This window comes from Brevibacterium sp. CSND-B09 (genome assembly GCF_052906525.1).
In genome coordinates this window covers 1,233,291-1,259,180 of sequence record NZ_JBREGI010000001.1, presented here as the reverse complement: position 1 = coordinate 1,259,180, position 25,890 = coordinate 1,233,291, and the positions used below count along the sequence as shown (strand labels likewise).

Sequence of the window (25,890 nt, the reverse complement as noted above, 5' to 3'; positions counted from 1 at the left end):
GTTCAGCTCCTAGTGGTGTTGCTTGGCGGGGTTTGGTTCCAGGAGTGGATGGAACTCATCTGTGATTCGGCGGCCTCGTCCATGTGGATGGACAGGACGGGAAGAATCTCTTCGAGAGCCTCGGCACTCAGCATGTCCGAGTGCCGGGCGTCGACCTCGGTGACGTGGATGTCGCCGGTGACGAACCGACGCCATGAGTCAGGACCGGGAGTGCCGTTCGGAACGTCCCGGGCCGCGGTGAAGAGCACCAGCTCACCGTCGAACGTCTCCACCGGGGCCTCGCGGATCAGTCTGGCCAGGGTGAAGAACCCGCGAGTCATCGCCGCAATGGTCTCCGGTGTCACATTTCCGAGAGGATCACCGTGTGCACGCAGGATCTCCAGGGCAAGTTCGTCATCGAGACCCTCCGTCGTCTCCGTGATCGCCGGATGATTGGCGCCGAGGTAGTTCGCCCACAGCTCGGACCCTTCGCCGACATCGGCGTTGCGCTCCTGCCCGGTGGGGAAGGCGTCGAGAATTCCGAGGAACGCGACGGACTCGCCCTGCTCCTGAAGGCGGGTGGCCAGACGGTGGGCGAGGATGCCGCCGAGAGACCACCCGATCAGGTGGTAGGGGCCCGACGGCTGAACCGTCCGCAGGTGGTCGATGTAGTCGTCGGCGAGTTCGGTCAGCGTCTGGGCTGTCATCTCTTCCGGGTCCCCGGGTGAGAGGCCGGGCATCTGCAGTCCGATCAGCGGGCGATCCGGATCGAGACCGTGGAGCATCGCGGCGAAGCCCCAACTGATGCCCGTGGCCGGGTGAACGGCGAACAGCGGCGGCTTCGCACCCGCGCGGCGCAGCGGGAGCAGGCGGTGGAGGCTGTCAGCGACGGAGTCCGCACTGCCTCGGCCGACCTCGCGAACGAGCTGTTCGACGGTCGGTGAGCGGAACAGGGTCTGGACCGACAGATCGGCACGGAGGGCCTCGTTGACTGCTGCGATGAGCGGCCGGGCGAGAAACGAATGCCCGCCGAGTTCGAAGAACGACTCGTCGATGCCGACATGCGGCAGGGACAGCACGCGTGCGAAGATCGCGGCGACGATCTCCTCCTGCGGCGTGCGCGGTCTCAGTCGCGATCCGACGGTCGCGGTCGACGGGTCGGGCAGGGCCGCCTCGTCGATCTTGCCGTGAGCGGTGAGGGGGATCTCGTCGATGACGACGAGGTGCGAGGGCGCCATGTAGGAGGGAACGACCGAGCGCACATGGTCGCGGGCCTCATCGGCGAGGAGGTCCCGAGACCAAGTCCCGGCAGCGTCCTCGGCGAACTGGTCGTCGGTCTCCGTCCTCGCGCCGACCTCGGCGACGATATAGCCGACGAGCTGCATCGTGGCAGGGTCCGTGCCGAACGGACGGACGACGGCGTCCTTGACGCCCGGTGCCTGGCGCAGGGCCTGCTCGACCTCCCCGGGTTCGACTCGGTATCCGCGCAGTTGGATCTGATCATCGCTGCGACCGATGAAGACGAGCTCTCCGCCCTCGTGCCTGACGACGAGATCCCCGGTCCGGTACATGCGCTCGCCCGGGCCCCCGTAGGGGTCGGCGACGAAGCGTTCGGCGCTCAGTCCCGGTCGGCCCCGGTGCCCGTGGGCCAACTGCTCGCCCGCCAGATACAGTTCCCCGATCGTCCCGGCCGGCACATGATGGAGGCGCTCATCGAGGACGTATCCGCGCATGCGCCCAAGCGGCGACCCGAGAATCGGAGTCGGGGAGGCACCCACAGGTGCGGCGAATGCGTCGACCGTGGTCTCCGTGGGCCCGTAGAGGTTGTGGGCGATGATGCCCGGGTGACCACGCAGCCACCGCCAGAGATCGGGATCGATCGCTTCCCCGCCGAGGGCGAGGATGATCGGAGAGTCTTCTTCAGCGGCCTCAGCGATCATGCGCTCGAAATCCGGTTCGGCGGAGAGCAGACGAAGGTAGCTTGGTGTCGTCTCCCAGTATCCGATGCCGAGTCGGCGTAGATCGGCCGCCAGCTGCTGTGGATCGCGTTGGACGGCCTCCGAAGCGATGTGAAGCGGATGCCCGACCACCATCCACAGCAGCGGATCCCAAGCGGCATCGAAGCCGATTCCGGTGGTGTGGGCGACCGGAATCCGGTCGGCCTCATCGGTCGGGGTCGGCAGGAACCGTGCCCGGTGGGAGGCGAGGAGGTTCGCCAAGGCCAAGTGGCCGACTGCGACACCCTTGGGTCGGCCTGTCGAGCCGGAGGTGAAGGTGACATAGGCCGCCGAATCCCGGTGAGGCTTGGGCAGCGTCGCGGTCGTGGTTGCAGCGGTTCCCCTTGAGATCGGCGTCCCCTGAGGAGCAGGCGAGGTGCGAACCGAACCGTCGTCGGGCGAGATCTCGATGATGTTCGGGGTGACCTCGGCATCGGCGAGGAGAGGCGAGAGCTCTGAGCTGCTGCCCGACTGTGTGATGACGATGAGCGGTTCGGCGTCGGCGAGGATCGCAGTGGTGCGACCGCGGGGATAGTCGATGTCGATCGGGTTGAAGGCCGCACCGGACTTGAGCACGGCCAGCGTGGCGACGATGACGCCGGGGCCGCGACTCAGTCGGACGGAGACCGTTTCGCCGGCACCTGCTCCCTGGTCGATGAGCTTGTACGCCAACTCGGACGAAGCCGCGTCGAGTTCGCGGTAGGACAGTGACGTCTGGTCGGACCGGACCGCCACGGCATCGGGCATTCGGGCTGCCGTGGCGGCGAAGACGTCGAGCACCGGTGGCGGCGTGTCTGCAGGCTCGGGGCCGGTGAGGGAATCGATCGCCGTCCGCGTTTCGACCGGGTCGAGCAGGGCGATGTCGTCAAGCGGACGGTCGGGATCCTGCACGGCCTCATCGACGAATCGGGAGAATCGTCGGCAGATGTCGGCGATGGTCTCCGCGTCGAACATCGATGAGTTGAAGTCGAGGACCACCGCGAGCCCCGCCTCGGCATCGCTGCGGCGGAATGTGAACGAGAGGTCGAACTTCGCGTCACCGGTTTCGACCTCAGGTTCGATGCTCGTGGTCACCCCGGGCAGCTCGAGTTTCGGTGCTGCCGACTCCTCGAGGGACAGCATGACCTGGAACAGGGGATGGCGTCCCAGGTCGCGAGGCGGATTGACCGATTCGACGAGACGCTCGAACGGCACGTCGTCGAGCTCCACAGCTTCGATGACTGCGGCGCGGGTGCGAGCCAGGAGCTCGCGCAGGCCGGGGCCCGCCGAGGTGTCGGTGCGGATCGGAATGGTGTTGACGAAGAGTCCGACCATGTCTTCCAACGCCGGGTCCGAGCGGCCGGCGCTGGGGGAGCCGATGACGATGTCCTCACCGGCACCGAGCCTGCTGAGATAGCCGGCGAGCACGGAGTGCAGCGCCATGAACAGGCTGGCCCCGTTCTCCGCGGCCACCGCTGCCAGACGGGCAGAGGTACGGGCGTCGAGGCTGAAGTGATGGTGACGACCCGACTGTCTGGCGGTCGTGGGACGGGGACGATCGGCGGGCAGGGTGATGTCGGTGGGAATCCCCTCGAGCCGGTCGTGCCACGCCCGGATCTTCCGTTCCAGGAGTGGGACCTCCGCTCCAAAGGCCTGCTGGTCCTCGAGAACATGGCGCTGCCAGAGCGCGAACTCGGCGTATTGGACCTCGAGGGTGCGCTGCATCGGATGGGCCGAGCCGCGCAGTGCGGCGTAGGCGGTGGACAGGTCCTGCGTCAGCGGTCTCAGCGAGGCGCCGTCGGTGGCGATATGGTGCATCACCAGGTGGAGGACCCACTCGTCGCCTTCAGTGAAGAGGCTCGCACGAATGGGAAGGTCGTGGCTGAGGTCGAATCCGACGGCGGCCTCGTCCCGCACTCGCTCCGCGGTCTGCGTGCCAGAGGTTGTGGTGCGGCGTGCCATGAGACCCTCACCGGCGTTCGGGGGCAGGATCTGCTGGACGGGGCTGCCATCGACACTGGGGTAGACGGTGCGCAGGATCTCGTGTCGGGCGATCACGTCCGTCAGCGCCTGGCCGAGAGAATCCGGGTCGAGATCTCCGGAGAATCGGACAGCCAGGGAAATGGTGTAGTCCGAGGCATCGGTGTCGAGCTGATTGAGGAAGTGCAGCCGCGCTTGCCCATAGGACAGAGGGATCAGCTGTGGGCGGGTCTGCCCGTGCGACCGACTCCACGCGGTGAGGCTCAGGTGCGGCGAACCGTCGGCCGATTCTGCCGTCATCGCGGACTCCTCGGCGGGTACCGCTCCGGTGCGGCCGCGAGAATCGAGTCGGTTCAGCAGCGCAGCCGGTGTGGGGGAGTCGAAGATTGCGCGCAGCGGCAACTCGGTGTCGAAGGCAGTCCGGATGCGGCCGATGAGGGAGACCGCCAGCAACGAGTGCCCGCCGAGGTCGAAGAAGTCGTCGTCGAGGCCGATCTCCTCCGTGCCGAGCACGGACGCGAAGACTCGGCACATGGTGTGTTCGTCCGCGGTGCGCGCGGCTCTGGAGTCCTTGGTCCCCGAAGCAGTGGGGGCAGGCAGCCGGGAGCGGTCGAGTTTGCCATGTGACGTCAACGGGATCGAGTCGAGACCGACGAGGATGTGGGGGACCATCGGTGCCGGCAGCTGGGCGGCGAGGTGATCGCGGAGGGCCGCCTCGTCGGCGTCCCCGGTGTAGTAGCCGATGAGCCGTGCTGATTCGGGATCCGTGAGATTCTCGACGATGGCAGCGGCCTGGGTCACCCCGCTGCCCGAGGCCAGGGCGTTCTCGACGTCTCCGAGCTCGACCCTGTATCCGCGCAGTTTGATCTGGTCGTCATCGCGGGAGACGAAGTCGAGGCTGCCGTCAGGGTGTCGGCGCACGAGGTCGCCGGTCCGGTACATCCGAGCGCCCGGTTCGAGAGGATCGGCGACGAATCGTGTTGCCGTTTCCTTGGGCCTGTTGACGTAGCCGGAGGCGATTCCGGCGCCTGCGAGATAGAGATCGCCGACGACTCCATGGGGGACCTCCCGCAGATGCTGATCGAGGACCATGGTTCGAACATTCCTGATCGGGTGCCCGATGGTGGATCGGTCTCCCGCTACTGCGGCGGTGACGGAATCGATGGTGAATTCGGTGGGACCGTAGAAGTTGTGGGCTCGCACCTTAGGGTTCGCAGCAAGCTCCTGCCAGAGGTCGGCGGGCACGGCCTCTCCGCCGAGGGCGAGCGACAGCGGGACGCGGTCTTCCTCGGTCTCGTCGTCGAACAGCCCCGAGATGATGAGCTGCCTGACGAACGACGGGGTGGTCTCGAGTGCCCGGATCTCATGCTCGCGGCAGAATCGGACGAGTGCTTCGGCATCGCGGCGGATCTCGTCGCCGACGATGTGCAGGCTCGCTCCTGCCACGAGCCAGAGCACCGGGTCCCATGCGGCGTCGAAGCCCAACCCCGCCGTGTGCGCCGCCTGGACCGGTCCGACGTCGAGTCCCGCCTCGGCGAAGATGGTCTCCCGATGATGGGCCAGCAGATTCAGCAGGGCACTGTGGGGTACTGCCACGCCCTTCGGGGTGCCGGTCGATCCGGAGGTGTACATCTCATAGGCGCGGTCGCTCGGAGCCGGACGGTCGGCCCTGTGGCGACCGAGTTCGGCGGTGTCATCGTCACGTCGACCCACCTCGGCGGTGTGGAGTTCGGTGGTGCCGATCGCTGTGCCCGGGCGGACCGGGAGCTCAGCCTCGTCGGTGATGACGGCTGCGGGGGCACTCGCGTCGAGGATCAGCCGAATCCGCTCTCCGGGATAGCTGAGGTCGATGGGCACAGCGACTGCCCCGATCGAGAGCACGGCCAAGGGTGCCGCGATGGCGTCGGCGGACCGGGGAAGGGCAATGGCGACGGTGTCTCCCGCTGTGATTCCTCGGGCGGCCAGGCCATGAGCGATCCGGTCGATGCGGGTCCCGAGGCCGGCGAAGGTCAGCTCGCCGTCGTCGGCGATGAGCGCCCGGCGTTCGGGATGCCTCTTGATCGTCGAATCGAGGACGTCGAGGACCGTCGACTCGGGTGCGACCGCGTCGCGGCCCTGACCCTGAGCGCGGATCTCTGCGAGCTCGTCCGGGCGCAGCACCTCGAGTTCGCCCAGCGGTGTGTGCGGGTCGGCGGCGAACTGGTTGATCACATGGACGAAACGTGCGGCGATGGCTTCGGCGGTGGATTCGTCGAAGAGCGCGGAGTCGAACTCGAGGGAGCCGGTGATGCCGGCAGCCTCATTGACCGTGTGCATGTCACCGACCGTGTGAGGCGCGCCGTCGTTCTCGCGTTCGGCAAGGTCGAGGAGGAGGTCGAACTTCGCCTCCGACACCTCTGGCCCCGGTGCGGGTTCGACGTCGAGGTCACCCATGTCCAGAGCCGCGGGGGCAGTGTTCTGCAGGGTCAGCATGACCTGGAACAGCGGATGGAGCTGGTCCGAACGTGGGGGTGCGAGTTCGTCGACGACGCGTTCGAACGGCGCATCCTGATTGGCATAGGCGGAGAGGTTGGACGCGCGGACCCGATCGACGACATCGACGAGGCTGGGGTTGCCGGAGGTGTCGGTGCGCAGAACGATGGTGTTGACGAAGAAGCCGATGAGATCGTCGAGTTTCGTCTCTGTCCTGCCGGCGACGGGAGTGCCGATGGGAATGTCGTTGCCGGCACCGAGCTTGCTCAGCAGCACAGCGAAGGCGGCCTGCAGGACCATGAACAGGCTGGCGTTGCGCTCGCCGGAGAGCCGGCGCAGGCCGGCGTGGGTCTCGGCGTCGATGTCGACCGGGATCCTGCGGGAGACGCGGGCGGTGTTCTGTGCGCTCCTCGGCCGATCGACGGGGAGTCTGAGTTCGACCGGAGCCCCAGTCAGTGTGTTCTTCCAATAGGCCAGCTGGTCGGCGATCTCGCTGTCGGGGTTGTCTTCGGAGCCGAGATTCCTCCGCTGCCACAGTGCGTAGTCGGCGTATTGGATCGGCAGCTCGGGGATGGTGGGGGTGGCGCCGCGAGCCCGGGCGCGGTAGGCCTCGGAGAGGTCACCGGCCAGGGGCCTCAGCGACCAGCCGTCGGCGGCGATGTGGTGGAGCGTGAGGAGCAGGAGATGATCCTCGGTGCCCAGCCTGATCAGCAGGGCCCGGATCGGCAGCTGCGTCGAAACGTCGAAGCCGTGTGTCGCCTCCGCATCGACGGTGTGATCGACGAGGTCCTCGCTGATCTCCACAATGGGCAGGGCGATCTGCGCATCGTCGGCGGCGCGGACCACCTGTTCGGGCTGACCCTCGGTCCACGGGAACACGGTGCGCAGGCTCTCGTGCCGAGCGACGACGTCGTTGATTGCAGAACGCAGAGCATGGGTGTCCAAGTCTCCGCGGATGCGCAGGGTGAGCGGAATGTTGTAGGCCGCGGATGCCGGGTCGAACTGGTTGAGGAACCACAGACGGCTCTGCGCGTAGGACAGGGGAATGGTCGCGGGACGGTTTGCGGCGACGAGTTCGTCTGCCGGCTCCTGCGCCGTGTCGTCGAGGTCGAGCCCGGCACTGAGTTCGCGGACGGTGGGATGGTGGAAGATCTCGCTCAGGGCGGGTGGGGAGGCGAACCTCTCCCGCAGTGAGGCCACCAGCTGGGTGGCGAGCAGGGAGTGCCCGCCGAGTTCGAAGAAGTCATCGTCGATGCCGACGGTCTCCACCCCCAGCACTTGGGCGAAGGCCTCGGCGACGGCCTGCTCCTGGGCTGTCCTTGGTTCTGCCGATTCCGATTGCGTCGACTGCGGTTCCGGCAGCGCGGCGCGGTCGAGCTTGCCGTTGACGGTGAGGGGAATCCGCTCGATCTGTGTGATGAATGACGGAACCATGTAGTCGGGTACGCGCGTCTTCATCTGCCGGCGCACCTCGGCGGTATCGATCTGCTCATCGGCGGTGATATAGCCGAGAAGCTGACTGTAGCCGGCCTGGTTCTGTCCCAGGATGACCGCGGCCGACCGGATCCGGCTGTCCGACTGGAGGGCGAGCTCGACCTCGGAGAGTTCGACGCGATAGCCGCGCAGTTTGATCTGCTCATCGGCCCGGCCCAGGAACTCGATGCCTCCGGCCAGAGGTCTGCGGACGATGTCGCCGGTGCGATACATTCTGGAGCCGTCGTCGGCGAAGGGGTCGGCGATGAATCGTTCTGAGGTGGTGGCCGGGCGGCCCACGTAGCCGCGCGCCAGATTCAGCCCCGCAATGTAGAGTTCCCCACGCGCCTGCGCCGGAACAGGGGCCAACCGGGAGTCGAGGACGTAGTGCCTGGTGTTCGCCACGGAGCCGCCGAGGTCGGGTGAGGCACCGGCGACGATGGGAGCGGTGAGACTGTCGACCGTCGTTTCTGCCGGTCCGTACAAGTTAAAGGAGTCCACCTCGGGCAGAGCTGCGAGCTGGTCCCAGAGCCCACGTTCGACCGCTTCTCCGCCCAGGGCCACGACGCTGGGATGCTCGGTGCCGCTGAATGTGCCGTGGGCGAGAAGGGCCTTGACGAATGAAGGAGTCGTCTCGATCGAGTCGATGCCGTGAGCGGAGAAGTAATCGGTGAGAGTTTCGGGATCGCGGCGGGTGACCGAGTCGATGAGGTGGAGTTCGTGCCCAGCGAAGAGCCACAGCAGCGGATCCCAGGAGGCGTCGAAGGAGATCCCGGCCGTGTGTGCCACGCGCAGTCCTCGCCCGAGTCGACGGGCGGCCGGATCGAAGATGGTCTCCTTGTGGCTGTGGAAGAGATTGAGCAGCGACCGGTGCTCGACCCCGATGCCCTTGGGTCGACCGGTCGACCCGGAGGTGAAGATGACGTAGGCGAGGTCTTCGGGGGCAGGTGTCGACCCGGTCTGCTGTGACCGAGCCTGCGCTGACCCGTCCTGGGTCGACTCGGGCACGGGCGCTGCCGACTGCAGTTCCGCATCGATGTCGATGACGGGACGATCGGTGGTCATACTCGTCTCTCCGGCGGGACCCGACACGGTTGGGGAGTTGATGACGAGCACCGGCGCGGAATCGGCGATCATCGCTTCGATGCGGTCGGCCGGATAGTCAGGGTCGAGGGGTACGTAGGCGGCACCTGTTTTGAGGATTCCGAGCACGGCTATGGGCAACGAGGTGGACCGGCCCAAGCGTGCCGCGATGCGAGCCCCGGGTCCTGCACCGAAGTCCCGAAGATAGTCGGCAAGCTGAGTCGAGCGTCGGTCGAGTTCGCAGAAGCTGATGTGCCCGTCCTCGGCGACGACCGCGGTGGCGAATGGGGACTTGCGGGCGTGACGGGAGAATTCCTCCACCACGGTGTGGCGGGGGAGACTCTGCTCGGGTCCCCTGCCCCCTGCGATGAGTTCGTCGGACTCGCTGGCATCGATGAGCGAGAGTCCCGCCAGGTGCTGATCTTCACTGGCCTCGAACTGGCACAGGACGGAGAGGAACTGCCGCAGGTGCTCGGCGAGGCTGTGCTGATCGTAGAGTTCGGCGTTCGCCTCGAATCGAACGATTGCCGGCCTGCTGCCTCCATCGGAGCTGGGATCCGCTCCGATGCCGTGGATGATGATCGAGAGGTCATCGACCGGGCCGGTCGACAGCAGGTGCAGCGAGGCGGTCGGCATTCCGAAGTCGATGTCGTCGACGTGCGGGAAGATGTTGACCGAAGGTCCGATGTAGTCGCTGTCGGTGCTCAGCTCCTGATATTGGAAGCGCTGGTGGATGAGCGTCTCACGCAGCGTAGCGCCGGCGCCGGCGACGAGATCTGCCGACGTCATCCCCGGTGCTGCCTGCAGCTGCACCGGCAGGATCTTCGACATCATGGACGGCACTGATTTGGACAGGGCGCTGCGACGGGCAGTGACCGGAAGGCCCACCGAGATTGACTCTCGCCCGGTCATGCGGTGCAGGTAGGCTGCTGCGGCGCTGAGAATGAGCGTCGGTGCCGACCGAGAATCGGCCAGGCGCGATGAGAGCTCTCGGGGGATGTCGGCATTGCAGGTGACAAGCCGTCGTGCCGGTGATGCCGGACGGTCGGCCAAGCCGGTGGCCGTCTCCGACTCGGAGCGCACCTGCTTCCAGAACTCGGCATCGGTGGTGAAGCGCTGCGAGGAACGGTACTGAGTCTCCTCGGCCACCAGATCGTCGAGGCTGCCGAAGGGTGAGTCCGATGCGGTTCCCTGATCGGCGAGTTCCCGGTAGACCTGGGATTCGCGGCGGAGGACGAGGATGGCGGAATAGCCGTCGACGAGGAGGTGGTGGGCCCGCTGATAGAAGATCCAGTGGTCGGGTCCGATGTGGAACAGCTGGGACCGGAGCAGTTCACCCTCATCGACATCGTGGACGGTTTCGAGATCCTCCTGCATCAGCGCATGAGCTGAGGCTTCGGGATCCTCACTCGACTCCGTCCGCAGATCTCGGACCAGCAGATGGCTGCGTGCCGGTCCGAGCTTTTGGAAGGGTCCCTTTTCGTCCTCGCCGAAGACGACATTGAGCGAGTCGGCTTCGGCTACGGTCGTGGCGACCGCCTTGCGCATTCTGTTGACATCGAGCGGTCCACGAATATCGACATAGAGCCCGATCTGGAACGTCGGGTTGTCGGGTTCGATCTTCTGGGCGTACCAGATTCCGCGCTGTGCTGAGGTGAGGTCGATTCGAGCGTTCTCGTCAGTCATCGTGTCTTTCGCATTGGGTGGAGATTTCCTTGAGCGAGGCTTCCGTCGGCAAGGAGGCGCGCGGGTGCTCAGCGCAACCCGGCTGTGGGGTCACGTGAGCAAGCAGGGGATCAGGTGTTACTGGAACTGCCCGATGTTGATATCGCCGAGGAGGTCGCCCAGATCGATGATCGGGCCGTTGATGAGTGCCCCCGAGGCTTCGGTCGAATCGGTCGGTGAGGTCTCGGCAGCGGAGGCGCTGACTGGCGCGGCCATGAGACCGACCGACATGAGGATGGCCGCGAGTGCGGCACCGGAGACGGTGCGGGCGTTGATGAGCTTGAGATTCTTCATGGTCCCTGTCCTCTTCTGGTATCGGTGGCAATCGTCCGTACGGGGACGGACATGTGTCATTCGGAAGACTCGCGAATGTGGATTGGCTGGCCAAGAGTTTTTCTTGGTCCGATGTTTCGAACCCTTCGTCACAGCACTACGACAGGGGAAGGCCGCCTCGGCGAGGGGAGACGAAAAACCACGGGTGCCGACGTCCTCACGATGAGGACATCGGCACCCGTGGTGGTTGTGGAGCGGGAGCGGCCGAAGGTCAGTTCACGGCGACCTTTTCGCCTTCTGCGGGGCGAGCCGCCTCGGCGGGGGCACCATGCGCATCCGGTTCGAGCGAGAGCTCGTCGAACGGGTTGTCACCCGACAGGGTGGCGCGGGCGACGTCGAGGTCGATCTCGTTCGTCCACTTGCCGATGAGCAGGGTGGCCACGGCGTTGCCGGTGAAGTTCGTCAGGGCACGGCACTCGGACATGAACTTGTCGATGCCGACGATGACGCCCATGCCGTCGAGCAGCTCGGGACGGTGCGACTGCAGACCGGCGGCCAGGGTGGCCAGGCCCGCACCGGTGACTCCTGCGGCGCCCTTGGAGGCGATGATCATGAACACGAGCAGCGAGATCTGTTCGGGGATCGACATCGGCATGCCCATGGCCGAGGACACGAACAGCGAAGCCATGGTCAGGTAGATGGCGGTGCCGTCGAGGTTGAACGAGTAGCCGGTGGGCACGGTGATGCCGACGACCGGCTTCGAGACTCCGGCGTGCTCCATCTTCGCGATGAGGCGCGGCAGGGCCGACTCGGACGACGAGGTGGAGAAGATGAGCAGGAACTCACGGGCCAGGTACTTCAGCAGCAGGAAGATGTTCAGGCCGGTGACGATCTTGAGCAGACCGCCGAGGACGATGACGATGAACAGCGCGCAGGTGAGGTAGAAGGCGCCCATGAGGGTCGCCATCGCTCCGATTGCGGCCCAGCCGGTCTTGCCGACGACTGCGGCGATCGCACCGAAGGCGCCGACGGGGGCGGCCCACATGATCATCATCATGAGTTTGAAGACGACGGCCTGGATGTGCTTGATTCCGGTGAGCACGGGCTCGCCGGCCTTGCCCATCGACTGCAGGGCGAAACCGACGAGGAGCGCGAGCACCAGTGTCGGCAGGACCGGGATGTCACCGGGGATGAGGCTCATGAGGAAGGCGACCATGCCGCCTTCCTCGCCGCCGGATGCCTCCTCGTACGGCTGGAGGTGGAGTCCGTCGCCGGGGTGGATGAAGTTGCCGACGACGAGGCCGATGACCAGGGCGAAGGTTGCCATGACCAGGAAGTAGATGAGGGCCAGGCCGCCGACCTTGCCGACGGTGGCCGCCTTGGCCACGGAACCGACGCCGAGGACGATGGTGCAGAAGATGACCGGGGCGATGATCATCTTGATGAGAGCGACGAACGCCTTGCCGAGCGGTTCGAGGGCGATTCCTGCCTCGGGGGCGATGAGGCCGATGGCGGCACCGGCGAACACTGCCACGATGACCATGATGTAGAGCCAGTGAGTGCGATCCTTCTTCCGCTGCGGGGCACCCTGATCGGTGGCCGCTGCGGTGGCGTTGCCCGTATTCGCGGGCCCGCCTTCTTGCTGTGGCGACATTGCCATGATTCCTCCAAATGATTTCCGCGAACTCACCCGTCGGTGGGTGCGAACGCGCGCGACGACTGGCCGCGGTGGTGATGTACCCGACAACTGTGCCAGCCGATGTGACGGGTGTCTCGGTTGCGTTCATAGTGTTCACAGGAGGAGTGAGACGCGCCGAGGCAGGAGTATGGCCAAGGAGGACAGGCCGACGAGGGTCAGGCCGACGAGGGTCAGGCCGACGAGGGTCAGGCCGACGAGGGTCAGGCCGACGAGGGTCAGGCCGGCGAGGGTCAGGCCGGCGAGGGTCAGGCCCGCGGCTCCTCCGCGTGCCGGTGACCGGCGTCGGCACGCGGTTCCCGCTGTTCGAGGGCCTTGAGGCCGATGGGGCAGGTGATGGTGAGCTTGAGGCGTCGGCTCTTGGCGTCTTCGACGGCCCGCCACATGAGCTCCCAGCGGTGCTGATCTGCCTGAATGGGCTCGATAGCTTCGCAGTAGATGAACATGACCTCATTGGCGTCGGGCTCGAGTTTGTAATGGAGCGCGGCCACGATCCTGCCGGGAAGGTAGAGGTCGTACTTCGAGGATTCCTGGTTGTTGAGCATCGTGTACACAGTGGTCTCCTGGGGTGGGTCGGTCAGAATGGTCGGTGTCACCAGTCGCTGGGCGTCAGAGCCGCCGCAGATGCTGGGTTTCGCAGGTCGTGGAGGAAAGCTTGCGCCCAGCGGCGGACGTCGAAGGCGTCGACGGTGTCGGCCATCGCATCCATGCGCCTCCGAGCCTCGTCTTCACTGAGCGTGGCCGCGTGATGGATGGCCGCCTTCAGGCCGGCCCTGTCATGGGGATTGACGATGATGGCCTGGTCGAGTTCTTCGGCGGCTCCGGCGAATTCGGAGAGGACGAGTGCACCGCCCCTGCCTCGGCGGGCAGTGGCGAATTCCTTGGCCACGAGGTTCATCCCGTCCCGCAGGGAGGTGACGAGCAGGATGTCGGCGGCCAGGTACAGAGCGACGGCTTCCTCTGTCGAATGTGAGTGGTGGGAGTAGTGGATGACATCGCCGCCGAGAGTGGAGAACCTCCCATTGATGCGCCCGACCGTATGTTCGACCTCATCGCGCAGGTCCTGGTAGGCGCGCACGCCTTCACGCGAGGGGACTGCGATCTGTGCGAGACAGGTTCCCTGCGCATCGAGCATTCCGTCGTCGATCAGCTCCTCGAAGGCCCACAGCCGGTGCAGGATTCCCTTCGAATAGTCGAGACGATCCACACCGATCATGAGGGTGGCGGGATCGCCCAGGTCACGGCGGAAGCATCGGGCCATCTCTTGTACCGCCGGGGATTCGGCCGCGGCCCGGATCTCGTCGACGTCGATCGAGATCGGGTACGAGCCGATGCGGCCGCGAAGTTCCTCGGGATCCATGCCCAGCAGCTTCTGCATAGCCTGGCGGGCCTTGGCGGCATCGGCTTCTCGCTGGAGACCGATGACATCGGCCCCGAGCAGGCCGCGGAGGATCTCGTCACGCCAGGGCAACTGGGCCATCTGCTCGACGGGAGGGAACGGAATGTGGCAGAAGTATCCGATCCGGATGTCCGGTCGTTGAGCGCGAATCATCGCCGGTACGAGCTGGAGGTGGTAATCGTGTACCCAGACTGTCGCCCCAGCCTCGGCTGCCTTGATTGCGGCCTGTGCGAATCGGGCGTTGACTTCCCGATAGGCCCGCCACCATGAGCGGTGGTACTGCGGCGCGACGATGAGGTCGTGGTGCAGCGGCCATAGAGTGGCATTGCAGAATCCTTCATAGTACTGCTGATGTTCGTCGTGGCTGAGGGAGACGGGGACGAGGCTCATCCCGTCGAAGTCGAAGGGCTCGAGGCTGTCGTCGTGCGTGTTCGCCCAGCCCACCCAGGCTCCGGCGTGCTCGCGCACCACGGGAGCTACGGCGGAGACCAGTCCGCCGGGCGAGGCCTCCCACGCCCCATCGATGCGGTCGACGGGGAGGCGATTGGCCACCACGACGAAAGCATGGCGGTCAGTTCCCATCATTGTCTCTTCTTCTCGTGCCGCAGGGACGGATCGTATTGGCACGTCGACTTCGGGGGCATGGAATCTGAAAGCATGGCCGAAGGGCGGAGGCAGACAGTGCCTCCGCCCTCCAGCCGCGTCCCTCAGTTCTCCGGTGAGTCCTTGAGCGAGTCTCTGACGCCCTTCAGTGAGTCTTTGGCATCGTCGCCGACCTGCTTGATCTTGCCCTTGGCCGCGTCAGTCTTGCCTTCGGCTTCGAGGCTCTTGTCGTCGGTGGCCTTGCCGGCGGCGGCCTTCGCCTTGCCCTTGAGCTCTTCTGCCTTGTCCGAAGCCTTGTCGGCCTTGTCGTGAGAATTCATGATTCGTCCTTTCGTGTGGATCGGTCTGGACGTTATGCTCTGTCGAACTCTATTTATGTTTACAGTGTAATCAACTTAGCAGACCGAGTTTTCGCTGCGCAATAGATCCGGCGAGTCGGGTGGTCGATGGAGAGTGATAGCTTAGTCATCCATGAGGAGTTTACAGTGTAATCGCGTTATCAGGGGATCTCTCGACGCGTCGGATCAAGCGAGTAGACTGACGGTGAAATCCGCCCGGTCTGCGACATCTCCGACGAGGAAAGGGAGGCGCGCGTGGTTCAGCAGCGACTTGATCGTGCACAGGTCGTCGAGTCGGCGATCGCCTTCGTCGATGCCTGCGGTCTCAGCGAGCTCACGATGCGTCGCCTCGGAACGGCCTTGGACGTAGAGGCGATGGCACTGTATCGGCATGTTTCGGGGCGGGGGGACCTCCTCGAGGCCATGGTCGACGAGCTCATCGACGGCCTCTTCGACGACGATCTCATGACAGAGGACTCCCATTCGTGGGAGGAGTATCTGCAGCGTGTCGCCAATGCCACGCGGAATCTGGCCCTCAAGCATCCGCGGATCTTCCCTCTCATCGCCACCCAGCCACCTCAGGCGCCCTGGCTCCGTCCGCCGCTGCGAAGCGTGCGCTGGGTCGAGGACTTCCTGTCCTCGCTGCAGCGCTTCGGATTTGCCGACGCCGAGGCCGTGGCGGCATACAAGGCCTTCACGAGCTTCCTCGTCGGCGCGCTTCTGCTCCAAGCGGCCTCCCTGACCCCGGAGGTCCTCGGAGATGAGGAGGAGTCCTCCGCCGGTGACGACCTCGGCGAGTATCCCACGGTGTCGCGATTGCAGGGCCTGCTCATGGAAGACCACGCCCAGCGCGAGTTCGACGACGCCCTCGACGACCTCATCGAGCGGATCCGCACCAGCACGCAGGGCTGAGAGTCTCGGCAGCTGGGGTCGACAGTCCTTGTACTGTGGCGCACCTGCGCTCTCGCGGATAGTCTTGGCTCAGTGACGATCCCATTACGAAGGAGCAGGATATGAAACTCAGCACCGCACTTCTGCGCGCAGCCCCCGGCGCTTTCATTCTCAATTCCGGCATCGGCAAGCTCGGCCTCGACGAGGAATCCGCCGCCGGACTCCAGCAGATGGCCGCCAACGGTGTGCCCATGGTCGAGAACATGACCTCCGCCCAGTTCGGGAAGTTCCTCTCCTACGGTGAGATCGCCGTCGGCTCCGCCCTGCTGCTGCCGTTCGTGCCCACCCGCATCGCCGGTGCCGCGCTGACGACCTTCGCCGCCGGCCTCGTCGCGAACTACTTCTCCATCGATTCGATGACCAAGGACGACGGCATCCGTCCGTCCGAGGACGGCACCGCGGTCGCCAAGGACACCTGGCTGGCCGCGATCGGTCTGGCCCTCCTCATCTCCGGCGGCAGCCAGAAGAAAAAGAAGAGCGTCAAGAAGTAATGACGTCCCTCCCGGCCCCACCACGGCGGGGCCGGGGGCGATTCCGGACTCGCCGAGGCGGAACGCTGGCGAGGCGTCTGTTCTTCGTCCAGCTCGTCCTCATCGTCCTCGTCTGCACCGCCCTGTCGGTGACGAGCTACGTGACGACGCTGAACAATATCCGGCACGCCACCGGCGAGCGAGTCTTGTCCATCGCCGAGACGCTGGCCCACGATCCCTTTGTCACCGAGGCTGTGACCGGGGACGATCCCTCCGCCCGGCTGCAGCCCTATGCGCTGACCGTCATCGATTTCGCCGAGGTGGATTTCGTGACGATCATGGACCGCGACGGTACCCGTTACACCCACCCCGATCCCGAACAGCTGGGCAAGACCTACCTCGGCAGCACCGCGAAGGCCCGCGCCGGGCAGACCCAGACCGAGGAATACGTGGGCACGCTGGGCCCGTCGGTGCGCGCGATCGTGCCGATCACGGACGCCGATGGCGAGGTCACCGCCATGGTCGCTGTGGGCGTGACACTCGAGACCCTGTCGGTGGCGCAGGCGGCCTCCCTGCCGCAGATCATCCTCGTCGGCCTGGCCGCGCTCGCCCTCGGCGGGCTCGGCTCCTGGCTGCTCGCTCGTTACCTGCGCCGAGTCACCCTCGGCTATGGTCCGGAGGAGCTGCGCCGTCTGTTCGCGTTCTACGATTCGGCCCTGCATTCCCTGCGTGAGGGCCTCATCCTCGCCGACGATTCCGGTCGGCTCGTCCTCTATAACGACGAGGCCGCGTCCCTGCTCGGCCTGCCCAAGGTGGAGGAATCGACGCCGATCTCCCTCGCCGAGGTGGCCCTGCCCGAATCTGTCCGCGACCTTCTGACAACCGGTCGGGTCGCCGTCGACGAAATCCACTTCACCGAGGACCGTGTCCTCGTCATCAGTCAGAAACAGGCCCGGCAGCCGCGCGGCGGGCGCGATGAAGGCGGAACGGTCGCGACCCTGCGCGATCGTACGGACATCCAGGAGCTCACCGGTGAGCTGGCGACGATGACGACTCTGTCCGAGGCCCTGCGTGCGCAGACTCATGAACATGCCAACCGTTTGCACACGGTCTCCACTCTTATCGAACTCGGTCGGGTGCAGGAGGCGCTCGACTTCGCAGTCAAGGACGAGCAGGAATCGCAGCGGCTGACGGATTCCTTCGTCGCCTCACTCGACGAACCATTCATCACCGCGCTCATGATCGGCAAGGCCGCGCAGGCCAATGAGCGGGGCATCGAACTCACGGTCACCGCCACCGGCGAACTCCCTCCCGAACGCCTCGATGCCCGCGACCTCGTCACCGTTGCCGGCAACCTCCTCGACAATGCCTTTGACGCGGTCGCGGACTCGGATGAGAAGCACGTGTGGGCGGACTTCGTCGCGGCTGACGGGGAGCTCATCATCACCATCGCCGATTCCGGTGCCGGAGTTGCGGGGGAGGACATCGATGCGCTCTTCCACCTCGGCGCCTCGGCGAAACCCGAGGTCGGGGGAGTGGGACGGCACGGTTTCGGGCTCGTCTTGGTTCGGCAGGCGGTGAGCCGCCTCGGCGGACATATCGATGTCGATTCCGATGGCGGTGCGATCTTCACGGTGACGCTTCCATTGGGGGACATCGACGCGGCCGGCGACTACGATTCTTCGGAGAACCACACCACTGATGGTGAGGATTCGAGTCAGGATCGGGCGGAAGGAGACTTACGTGAGCGATGATGCCGCGCTGCTGGTGCTCATCGTCGAAGACGATCCGATGACGGCGCAGGCGCATGCGGACTTCGTGGCCCGGGTGCCCGGGTTCGAGGTCGTCGGAACGTGTCTGGGCGGGCACGAGGCGATCGAACGCTTCGACGAACTCGCCGCGGCCGGGATGCCAGTCGATATCGTCTTACTCGATATGAATCTCACGGATTCGCACGGCCTCGAGGTGGCGGGGCGGCTGAACTCGCGCGGTCAGGACGTCGACATCATCGCGATCACCGCGGTGCGGCATCTGCAGGTCATCCGGTCGGCGATCTCGTCGGGCATCACCCAATACCTCATCAAACCCTTCACGTTCGCGTCGTTCCGGGAGAAGCTGGAGAACCAGCGGGAGTTCCGGCGCGGACTCAGCGGATCGGGGACGTTGGCGACTCAGGCCTCGGTGGACAATGCGCTCTCAGCCCTGCGGTCGGTGTCGTCGACGACTCTGCCGAAGGGGCTCATCGCCGAGACCCTGGAAGCCGTGTCCGCCTTCGTCCGCGATTCCACGGTTCCGGTCTCCGCCACCGAGGTGGGGCGTCGGCTTGATCTGTCCAGGGTCACCGTCCGTCGGTATTTGGAGCACCTCGTTTCGACGAAGCAGGCGATCAAACAGCCTCGGCACGGGACTCCGGGGCGGCCCGAGTACGAGTACCGGTGGGTGTGAAGGGTCGGTGAAGCTGCGGCTGTAAGGAAACAGTCAGGTTCGACGACGCGTTCGGCCTGACCAGATCTGTCATACTCAATTACGCACATCCCCAGCCCATCTGCGCAGTTCCCCCGCTGCCACCTCGGCGCGCGCCGAGAGGATAGAGAAGATCCCGACAGTGACAGACGACCATACGAACCGAGCCGTAAACCCACACGAGACGGCGACCCCACCGCCCTCGACATTCGACGCACAATGGGGTCCGCGAGCGTACTCGGAGGCTGAATTCGCCGCAGCGATCGAACGCAGCGACGTCCTCTCCGAGTCCGAACTCACCCAGTTCTTCACCTGCGCTGGTGGTCGCACCCGCGTCGCCGACATCCTCCTGCGGGCACGCCTGAACGCAGGTGTGCCCGTTGCCGACACCGATCCCGACCGTATCGATGCACAGCTCCCGCCCGCACTCACGCCCGTCATCGACGGCGTCTCTCGGGAATCCGCGGCACTCTTCCTGCTGACTCTCTTCGCGTGGACCTCGCGAATCACCTCGGTGGCAGTCGATCTCGTCCACGCCGCATACGTCGCCGCCGAAGTGACCGACACGGCCAACGCGACGGCCGAGGACCTCACCTCTTTCCTCATCGATGAGGGGCTGTTGACGATCTCGACCGGCCCCGACGAGGTCTTCGCTGTCCCTGCCCTCATCCGGATGCTCGTCCGCCGCAACACCGCGATCGACCCGAGACTCGCCGGTAAGAACCCGCGTGAGGCTCTCGGGGCGGCCGCCGCCGACACCTTCGGCCGGCAGCGTGCAGATGAGCGATCCGGGCTCGTTGAAGTCGTCGATGTTGCCGTCGAGACTCGGAACTGGCATATCCTCGAACGGGCCTGGGCCCGCCGCTCGGTCAATGTCTTTCTCGACGCTTCCACCGCCGTCGAGGCCTATCTCAGCGTCCCCGAGGATGTCCTCGCGACGAACCCGATCCTTACCCTGGCCCGAAGCGCGGCCCGCCGTATCGACTCGACCCGGTTGCGGCTTCGCACAGACGATGGACCGACGCTGCTGGCTGCCACCGACTTCGACAGCATCGTGGTGCCCGAACTCCACGGTCTGCTCCGCGAGGAGGCAGCATTGCCGCTCTCAGCCGACGAGGTGGCTGTAGTCACCACGCTGGAAGCGCGGACGCACCGGTTGAATCGGGAGAACCGACTTGCGCTGGAGATCCTCAAAGCGGGACGTGATCGACTGCGCCACCTCGGCCTAAGTCACCCCGGACCTACGCTCATGCTGCAGTCCGAGCTCAACCTCGAACACGGGCGCAACCTCATTGTGGCCGGTCGCTTTCCCGAGGCGATGTCGATGCTGCAGCGGGTTGTCCAGTTTGCCGAGATCTACACCCCGAACTCTCCCCACCCTCTGCTGCCCGGACTGGTTGAAACCGCCTTGGCCGGGATGGGCCACGGGCACGGATCGGAAATGGACCGCAACCTGGATCGGGCTCGAGAGGCCGCGTCCCGATTCGGGATGGAGGCACTGCCGGATGAGCACACGGCCCTGTGCATCGAGTTAATGCGCAGCCTCGACCGTCTCGATCTTGCTGCCGCCGAGCAGATCGTCTCCGCGCTCGACACAGCACTGCCGACCGAACACCTCGGGCCGATTCCCGATATCGTACGAAGCCTGCACTATGTCTTCCAAGGGCGCGCGTCGCACGCGGCGAAGCTACTGACGGAGAGTATGCAAGTAGGTTTCCTGCCGATGACCGAAGCACAGAGCACGCGGTTCTCGGGCATTCTCAACATCGCCAGCTCCGTGCTGGTTGCCGCGGGGGAGACGAAGGCGCTGCAGAATCTGGGCGACCGCATGAACCCGCAGAGTCCTGGATATTCCATTGTCAAGGCACGGCAGGCTCTGGTGTTCGGCCAGCACGATGTACTGTGGAGCGCGACTGGGCAGGCGCTGGCCGGTGACCAGGGGCCCAGGTTGAAGAGTTCGGCCATGGCGTTGCGCGCCGACATCCTCCACCATGAGGGCCGGGCAGACGAAGCGCTCGAGACGTTCGTCCATGTGCTCGACTACTGTTCGATCACTTCGTCCGTGCTGGCGATCACACAGCTTACCCGAGGAGCGAGGCTTGCGTTTGTTCATGAGTCGGCGAAGCATCCGATGTGGGATGCGGTAGCCAGGTCGTTCGGTCCGGGCAAGGTGGCGGCGGGCGAGCTGCGAAGGCGTCTGCTCGATCTGCCTGAGACCTCGCAGGCGGTGCCCGATTTCCAGACCGATCTCACGCCGACCGAGCAGTCGCTGCTGTTCGCGATCGACTCATCGAAGTCGATCGCGCAGATCGCCCGCGAGTTCGGAGTGGTGTCGGGAACGCTGAAGAATCGCCTGTCCGCGCTTTACCGCAAGCTCGGCGTGCGCAGCCGTGCCGAGGCTGTGGCCTATGCCCACCGCGCTCAGCACAGGTGATTGCGTGAGAATCGTCTGCGGCGAGGCGGCCGCCTGACGGCCAGTTAGCAGAGGCACCGGAACTATCGATCCACCGCGAGCAGTCTGAGCTCTTTGTCTTCGGCGGTGGATCAGTGGCAGAACTCCCACCAGCCGACGACGTGACAGTGGGATCCTTCGTCAGGGTCTTCTCCGTCGGCGTCTGAGGCGTCAGAAGCATCTGCTGCAGTCGAATCGTCTGCGTCTGCGACTGCTTCTGAAGTCGAGTCGCCCCCCGCATCCGATTCGCTGGGCGCGGTCGAGGAGCCCGCGTCGCCGTTCGCAGCCGCATCGTCAGTGCCTTCCGACGAATCCGAAGAGGAGTCGGAACTCGGTCCTGCTGGGGCCGAAGGAGTGCTGCTCGGTTCTGGGCTGGGCTCGCTCGAGTCCGTCGGCTCCTCAGCCGGTGTGGGTTCGGCAGTCTCTGGGGTCTTTTCGGATGAGGGCTCATCCGGTTCCGCAGGCGGAACTTTGGCGGGTTCATGCTCTTCGTCATCGTCCTTCGGCTGCTGCCGGTCGGACGAGGAGGGGGTCTGGGTCTTCTCCTGCGGGGCGGGCTCTTGAGCGTTCTTCCGGGAGGCCCGCGACCGCTCCTCCTCGCGTGAAGCGGAGCGCTCAGCGGCGTTCTGCTCGCGTTCGTCCGAACTCTCACCTCTCTCATCGCCTCCGTCCGGTCCAGCAGCGTGCGGTGGAGAGACTGAAGAAGGCATCGTGTTCGGTGGGCCAGCAGGCGCCGAGGAGGTCTCTGCCGAAGCAGCAGACTGTGGGGCAGGGTCGCTCTGAAGATTCACAAGTGTGGCGGCACCGGCCGCGATGGCGGCGCTGGCAGCGATGCTCGCGATTGCGACTTTGACCGCAGACGCCCCGGCCGCGATTCCGGTGGTGCTGCCTCCCGAGCCGCCCGCAGCCGCTGTGCCGGTGGTACTCTTCGAAACTGCGGCTGCCGGGCTTGAGTGCGGCTCCGCGGCGATCGTACCCGACTGCCCATCGGGCCCGACGTTCGCCGTTCCTGCTCCTGTCAGCAGCACAGCTGAGTCCGGGAAATAGCCCCATTCGATGAGCGCGGCAGCGAGAGCAGCGGGCGTGATCCATGCCTGGAACGTCGTATTGACGCTGCGGAGCTTGAAGGACTGACGGCGGCAGCGACCGCAGTGGCTGAGATGGGTCTCGATCGCTTCGGAGCGTTTCTGGCTCAGCTGCCGGCGCACGAAACGCGCAAGCTCGGAGGAGTACTCAGCACATTCAGGTGCACTGGGCTCAACGTGTTCCTGCAGATAGGCGGCCCGGAGCCCCTCTCGGGCACGACGCAGAAGCGAGCTGAAGGAATTCGGCGACAGCTCCATCTTCTCGGCTGCATCAGCGGTCGGTATCCCGTCGATGTCGATGAGAATGAGTGCGTTCTGCCAGGTATCGGGGAGAGATCTGAAAGCACGGCCCAGCTGATCTCGCTCAGCTACCTCGGCGGCGTGATCGCCCGGTTCGCTGTCTGCGAGGAACGTCAGCACATCGGGTTCGACGATCGTTGTCGCACGGGCTGTCGCCGTGCGCCGGTACGATTCGGAGCGCACAGCGGCCATGAGGTACGCCTTGAAGGACTCATCCGGCCCTTTCCCGTTCCCCCACGCGCGCCAGATCTTGGCGAAAGCCTCGGCGACGGCATCTTCTGCTTGCGCACGATTTCGGTTGAGGCGCAGTGCGAAATGCAATGCGGGCAGTCGATGTCGGGCATAGAGCTCACCGTAGGCGGTCCGTGCAGTTGCCGATTCGGGCCGGTGGTCACGGATGCGGGCACAGAGGTCGGAGTCGCTGAGTTCGCTGCCTGGGCGCGGCAGTCCGAAAGGGGACCGGGAACTATCGGTCGATGATGACCACGCTTCGGTCATCAGCTCATCGCTTCGAAGGTAAGGCGCGGACGTCGATGGGGAGACTGCATGAGGGACCTCAACTGTGAGTTCGGGGACAGTTCGGGGCTTTTCAGGGGGAGTGGAAGAACTCTACAGGAGCAGAACCCAGCTTCCCAATCGCCCAGGTCTGGGTGTTTGGCGACGCATTCTCGGCCACATGTGCAGGGAGGCCCACGTGAGACTGAGCAATTCGAATTCGGCCGGACGCACGACCGAAGACCTTGTCCTGGTGCTCCGGAAGAAACTTCTGGAACTCGCGAACGAATGCCTCTGCGCGCAGGTCTCAGTCTATGGAGAGGTCAATACCCACGATCGCTCCGAGCCTGAGCCGGCAGTTGGACGACAGCCGATCGGGTCCCCTCCGAGTCCCGGACTCGTTCGAGGCGGCCCTGCAGAACCACGTGGCTGCAGGGCCCCTCACAACCCCATAGTCAGCGCATCCGCTTACCTGGCATTCGTCGAATGTGCAGGTGACGGCCTTTTCTGAAGGAGCAAACCCTTGTCCTTGAAGCGACATCCTCTGGCGAAGCATGGAGCCGCGATCCTCGCATCGTCCGTTCTTGCCTCGTTCGCATTCCTCGGTGCAGCCGTCGCACCGGCGCAGGCCGCGGCCGAACCCCTGCCGAACCCCTCATTGGCCGACAAATGCGGCCTCGATATCGGCGTCGTCCTCGACCTGTCGAATTCCCTGTCCGATCGGGATGTCGACGATTCGAAGTCGGCAGCCAAGGCGGTCGCCAGCGGTCTGTCCGGAACTCCCAGCAGAGTGTCCGTCAACTCATTTGCGACGTTCGGACCCGATGGCACCAATACGCCGATCAACGGTACTTCTGTCGCAACCTCGGGCTCAGTGGACGAACTCAATAGGCAGATCGACGCGCTTCGGCGCGTTCCGCAGGACTCGGGAGGCACGAACTGGGACCGCGGTCTCGGGCAGCTGGGCGGCACGAACCATGACCTGGTGCTGTTCGTCACCGACGGCAAGCCAACGGCATACGGGGTGCCGGGATCCGAACCGGGCAATTCCGACCGCGGTACGCGAACCGATCAGATCGATATCGACAAAGCCATCGAATCGGCGAATGCGCTGAAGTCGCAGGGTGCCAAAGTCGTCGGTTTGGGAGTGGGCAGCGAGATCAACGAGGGCAATATCAAGCTGGTCTCGGGCCAGACCTCAGGAGACGACTACTATGTGGTCTCGGACTACTCCGAATTGGCCGAGAAGCTCCGCGAGATCGCCACGAAGAGCTGTCGCGGAACTCTCAACGTCACCAAACTCATCGACCCTGGGGCCGGCGAACACGCGAAGAACACCGCGACGCACCCAGGCGAGGGCTGGGCGATCTCGTCTCCGGACTCGATGGACGGAGTGGAGAAGACCACGGACGCGGCCGGGACGGTGAGTTTCAAACTGCAGACCCCGGCGGAAGGGGTGCAGGCTTCCGAGAAGCAGCAGGAAGGCTACCGGCTCCAGCCGCAATCGGGATCGAACGCGGTCTGCACCGCAGACGGACGCGAAGTCGGAACCAGAAACATCACCGACGGATTCGAGTTGACCGAGACTGTCGATACGGACGCGATCATCACCTGCCAGATTGTCAACGAACAGATTCCCGGAGCACTGAGCTGGAAGAAGGTCGACGAGGACGGCAGAGCGCTCGTGGGTGCGGAATTCACCTTGACGGGTCCGGACGGCAAGGACTTCGTCGTGGCCGACAACGGAGAGCTCGACGCCGATGAGGCGGCCGGGCAGTTCGAAGTGACCGATTTGGCTTGGGGCGATTACAGCATCAAGGAGACCAGCGCTCCTGAAGGATATGTGCTCACTGACGAGACGCAGACCGTGACGATCACCGGTGATAAGCGGGACGTGGCGTTCTCCGACATCGTCAACAAGAAGGACGTCGGAGCTGGTGCCGATCCGGATGGCGACTCCTCTGCAGACCCGGGTGCAGACGCGGACGCTTCCACTGATCCTGATGCGTCCGCAAATCCCGACGCGTCGCCTGATGCGGATGCATCGACTGACCCGGACACTTCATCCGACCCGGACACTTCGTCCAACGTGAATGCCGACCCCGACGCATCGAAGGAGTCTGACGCCGAGGCTTCGACCGGTCCCAATGGTGCTGACGATGCGTCGACGGACCCTGACGGCAAGGACGAGGAGTCGAAGGATGCTGACGTAGACGCCATGGCTGACCCGAGTGGCCAGGCATCGGCCGATCCTAGCGGCCAGGACACAGCTTCGACGGACACCAATGCCAAGGCAACGGCCGATCCGGATGCCAATGCGGCGACTGATCCGGGCGCCGGTGACTCGGCCGCAGCTGATCCGGACGCTGATGACTCGGCCGCGACGAACTCGAATGCGGGCAGTGCTGCGTCGAGCACGTCTGAAGGCGGTAGCACCTCAGCCGATGGATCCACAAGCGACAGCGGAGGGAACACCAGCGGAGGAAACGACCGCGGCAGCGACGGCTCTCATCTGCCGAGGACAGGTGCCGCTGGAGCGGTGACGTTCGGCATCCTCGGCGTGCTCCTCATTGGGGGCGGAATCGCCGCTATCCTCGTGTCACGGCGACGGAAGACCGACCTGCTGTGATGCAGTCTCGTATCTGATCCGAGCGCAGAGGGCGGAGCCGAATCGATA

General features: G+C 65.1%; 13 protein-coding genes. 6 read left to right on the top strand and 7 right to left on the bottom strand.

What is annotated here, in order from left to right; translation table 11 throughout:
* Positions 1-2 precede the first annotated feature (2 nt).
* From ACU4IU_RS05885 to ACU4IU_RS05860, 6 genes are all read right to left on the bottom strand, one after another.
* On the bottom strand, positions 3-10,649 hold the full coding sequence (locus ACU4IU_RS05885) for an amino acid adenylation domain-containing protein (RefSeq protein WP_446656129.1): 10,647 nt from the start codon (positions 10,647-10,649) through the stop codon (positions 3-5).
* 117 nt (positions 10,650-10,766) lie between these two features.
* The gene (locus tag ACU4IU_RS05880) at positions 10,767-10,982 is read right to left on the bottom strand and encodes a hypothetical protein (protein WP_172174768.1); all 216 of its coding nucleotides are present in this window, start codon (positions 10,980-10,982) and stop codon (positions 10,767-10,769) included.
* Positions 10,983-11,232: 250 nt separating this feature from the next.
* Positions 11,233-12,504, bottom strand: a complete 1,272-nt coding sequence (locus ACU4IU_RS05875; protein ID WP_253904054.1) for a cation:dicarboxylate symporter family transporter — start codon at positions 12,502-12,504, stop codon at positions 11,233-11,235.
* Between the two features lie 401 nt (positions 12,505-12,905).
* Positions 12,906-13,253 carry a hypothetical protein gene (locus ACU4IU_RS05870; protein WP_172174774.1) on the bottom strand — a complete coding sequence of 116 codons (348 nt, stop codon included), beginning with the start codon at positions 13,251-13,253 and terminating at the stop codon, positions 12,906-12,908.
* Positions 13,250-14,641 carry an alpha,alpha-trehalose-phosphate synthase (UDP-forming) gene (locus ACU4IU_RS05865; protein WP_253904047.1) on the bottom strand — a complete coding sequence of 464 codons (1,392 nt, stop codon included), beginning with the start codon at positions 14,639-14,641 and terminating at the stop codon, positions 13,250-13,252. The genes ACU4IU_RS05870 and ACU4IU_RS05865 overlap by 4 nt, the downstream gene beginning before the upstream one ends.
* 122 nt (positions 14,642-14,763) lie before the next feature.
* On the bottom strand, positions 14,764-14,979 hold the full coding sequence (locus ACU4IU_RS05860; RefSeq protein WP_139906896.1) for a CsbD family protein: 216 nt from the start codon (positions 14,977-14,979) through the stop codon (positions 14,764-14,766).
* Between the two features lie 273 nt (positions 14,980-15,252).
* Here ACU4IU_RS05860 and ACU4IU_RS05855 point away from each other — a divergent pair, with 273 nt between their 5' ends.
* From ACU4IU_RS05855 to ACU4IU_RS05835, 5 genes are all read left to right on the top strand, one after another.
* Positions 15,253-15,909, top strand: coding sequence for a TetR/AcrR family transcriptional regulator (locus tag ACU4IU_RS05855; protein WP_259358815.1), 657 nt, complete (start codon positions 15,253-15,255; stop codon positions 15,907-15,909).
* Positions 15,910-16,010: 101 nt separating this feature from the next.
* Positions 16,011-16,439 (top strand): hypothetical protein, encoded by a 429-nt coding sequence (locus tag ACU4IU_RS05850; protein WP_376905514.1) that lies wholly within the window; start codon positions 16,011-16,013, stop codon positions 16,437-16,439.
* The gene (locus ACU4IU_RS05845) at positions 16,439-18,172 is read left to right on the top strand and encodes a sensor histidine kinase (protein ID WP_446656128.1); all 1,734 of its coding nucleotides are present in this window, start codon (positions 16,439-16,441) and stop codon (positions 18,170-18,172) included. Before ACU4IU_RS05850 ends, ACU4IU_RS05845 begins: the two co-directional genes overlap by 1 nt.
* On the top strand, positions 18,162-18,863 hold the full coding sequence (locus ACU4IU_RS05840) for a response regulator (protein ID WP_446656127.1): 702 nt from the start codon (positions 18,162-18,164) through the stop codon (positions 18,861-18,863). Before ACU4IU_RS05845 ends, ACU4IU_RS05840 begins: the two co-directional genes overlap by 11 nt.
* A gap of 160 nt (positions 18,864-19,023) precedes the next feature.
* Positions 19,024-21,315, top strand: coding sequence for a helix-turn-helix transcriptional regulator (locus ACU4IU_RS05835; protein WP_446656126.1), 2,292 nt, complete (start codon positions 19,024-19,026; stop codon positions 21,313-21,315).
* A gap of 110 nt (positions 21,316-21,425) precedes the next feature.
* Here ACU4IU_RS05835 and ACU4IU_RS05830 read toward each other — a convergent pair whose 3' ends face one another.
* Positions 21,426-23,216, bottom strand: coding sequence for a sigma-70 family RNA polymerase sigma factor (locus ACU4IU_RS05830; protein WP_446656125.1), 1,791 nt, complete (start codon positions 23,214-23,216; stop codon positions 21,426-21,428).
* Positions 23,217-23,736: 520 nt separating this feature from the next.
* Here ACU4IU_RS05830 and ACU4IU_RS05825 point away from each other — a divergent pair.
* Positions 23,737-25,842: a SpaA isopeptide-forming pilin-related protein gene (locus ACU4IU_RS05825; protein WP_446656124.1), complete on the top strand. Its 2,106-nt coding sequence runs from the start codon at positions 23,737-23,739 to the stop codon at positions 25,840-25,842.
* The last annotated feature ends 48 nt before the right edge of the window (positions 25,843-25,890 follow it).

Coding starts and splice junctions, on each gene's coding strand:
- ACU4IU_RS05865 (WP_253904047.1), bottom strand. CDS start 14,641: ATGATGGGAACTGACCGCCATGCTTTCGTCGTGGTGGCCAATCGCCTC.
- ACU4IU_RS05885 (WP_446656129.1), bottom strand. CDS start 10,649: ATGACTGACGAGAACGCTCGAATCGACCTCACCTCAGCACAGCGCGGA.
- ACU4IU_RS05850 (WP_376905514.1), top strand. CDS start 16,011: ATGAAACTCAGCACCGCACTTCTGCGCGCAGCCCCCGGCGCTTTCATT.
- ACU4IU_RS05845 (WP_446656128.1), top strand. CDS start 16,439: ATGACGTCCCTCCCGGCCCCACCACGGCGGGGCCGGGGGCGATTCCGG.
- ACU4IU_RS05875 (WP_253904054.1), bottom strand. CDS start 12,504: ATGGTCATCGTGGCAGTGTTCGCCGGTGCCGCCATCGGCCTCATCGCC.
- ACU4IU_RS05830 (WP_446656125.1), bottom strand. CDS start 23,216: ATGACCGAAGCGTGGTCATCATCGACCGATAGTTCCCGGTCCCCTTTC.
- ACU4IU_RS05860 (WP_139906896.1), bottom strand. CDS start 14,979: ATGAATTCTCACGACAAGGCCGACAAGGCTTCGGACAAGGCAGAAGAG.
- ACU4IU_RS05880 (WP_172174768.1), bottom strand. CDS start 10,982: ATGAAGAATCTCAAGCTCATCAACGCCCGCACCGTCTCCGGTGCCGCA.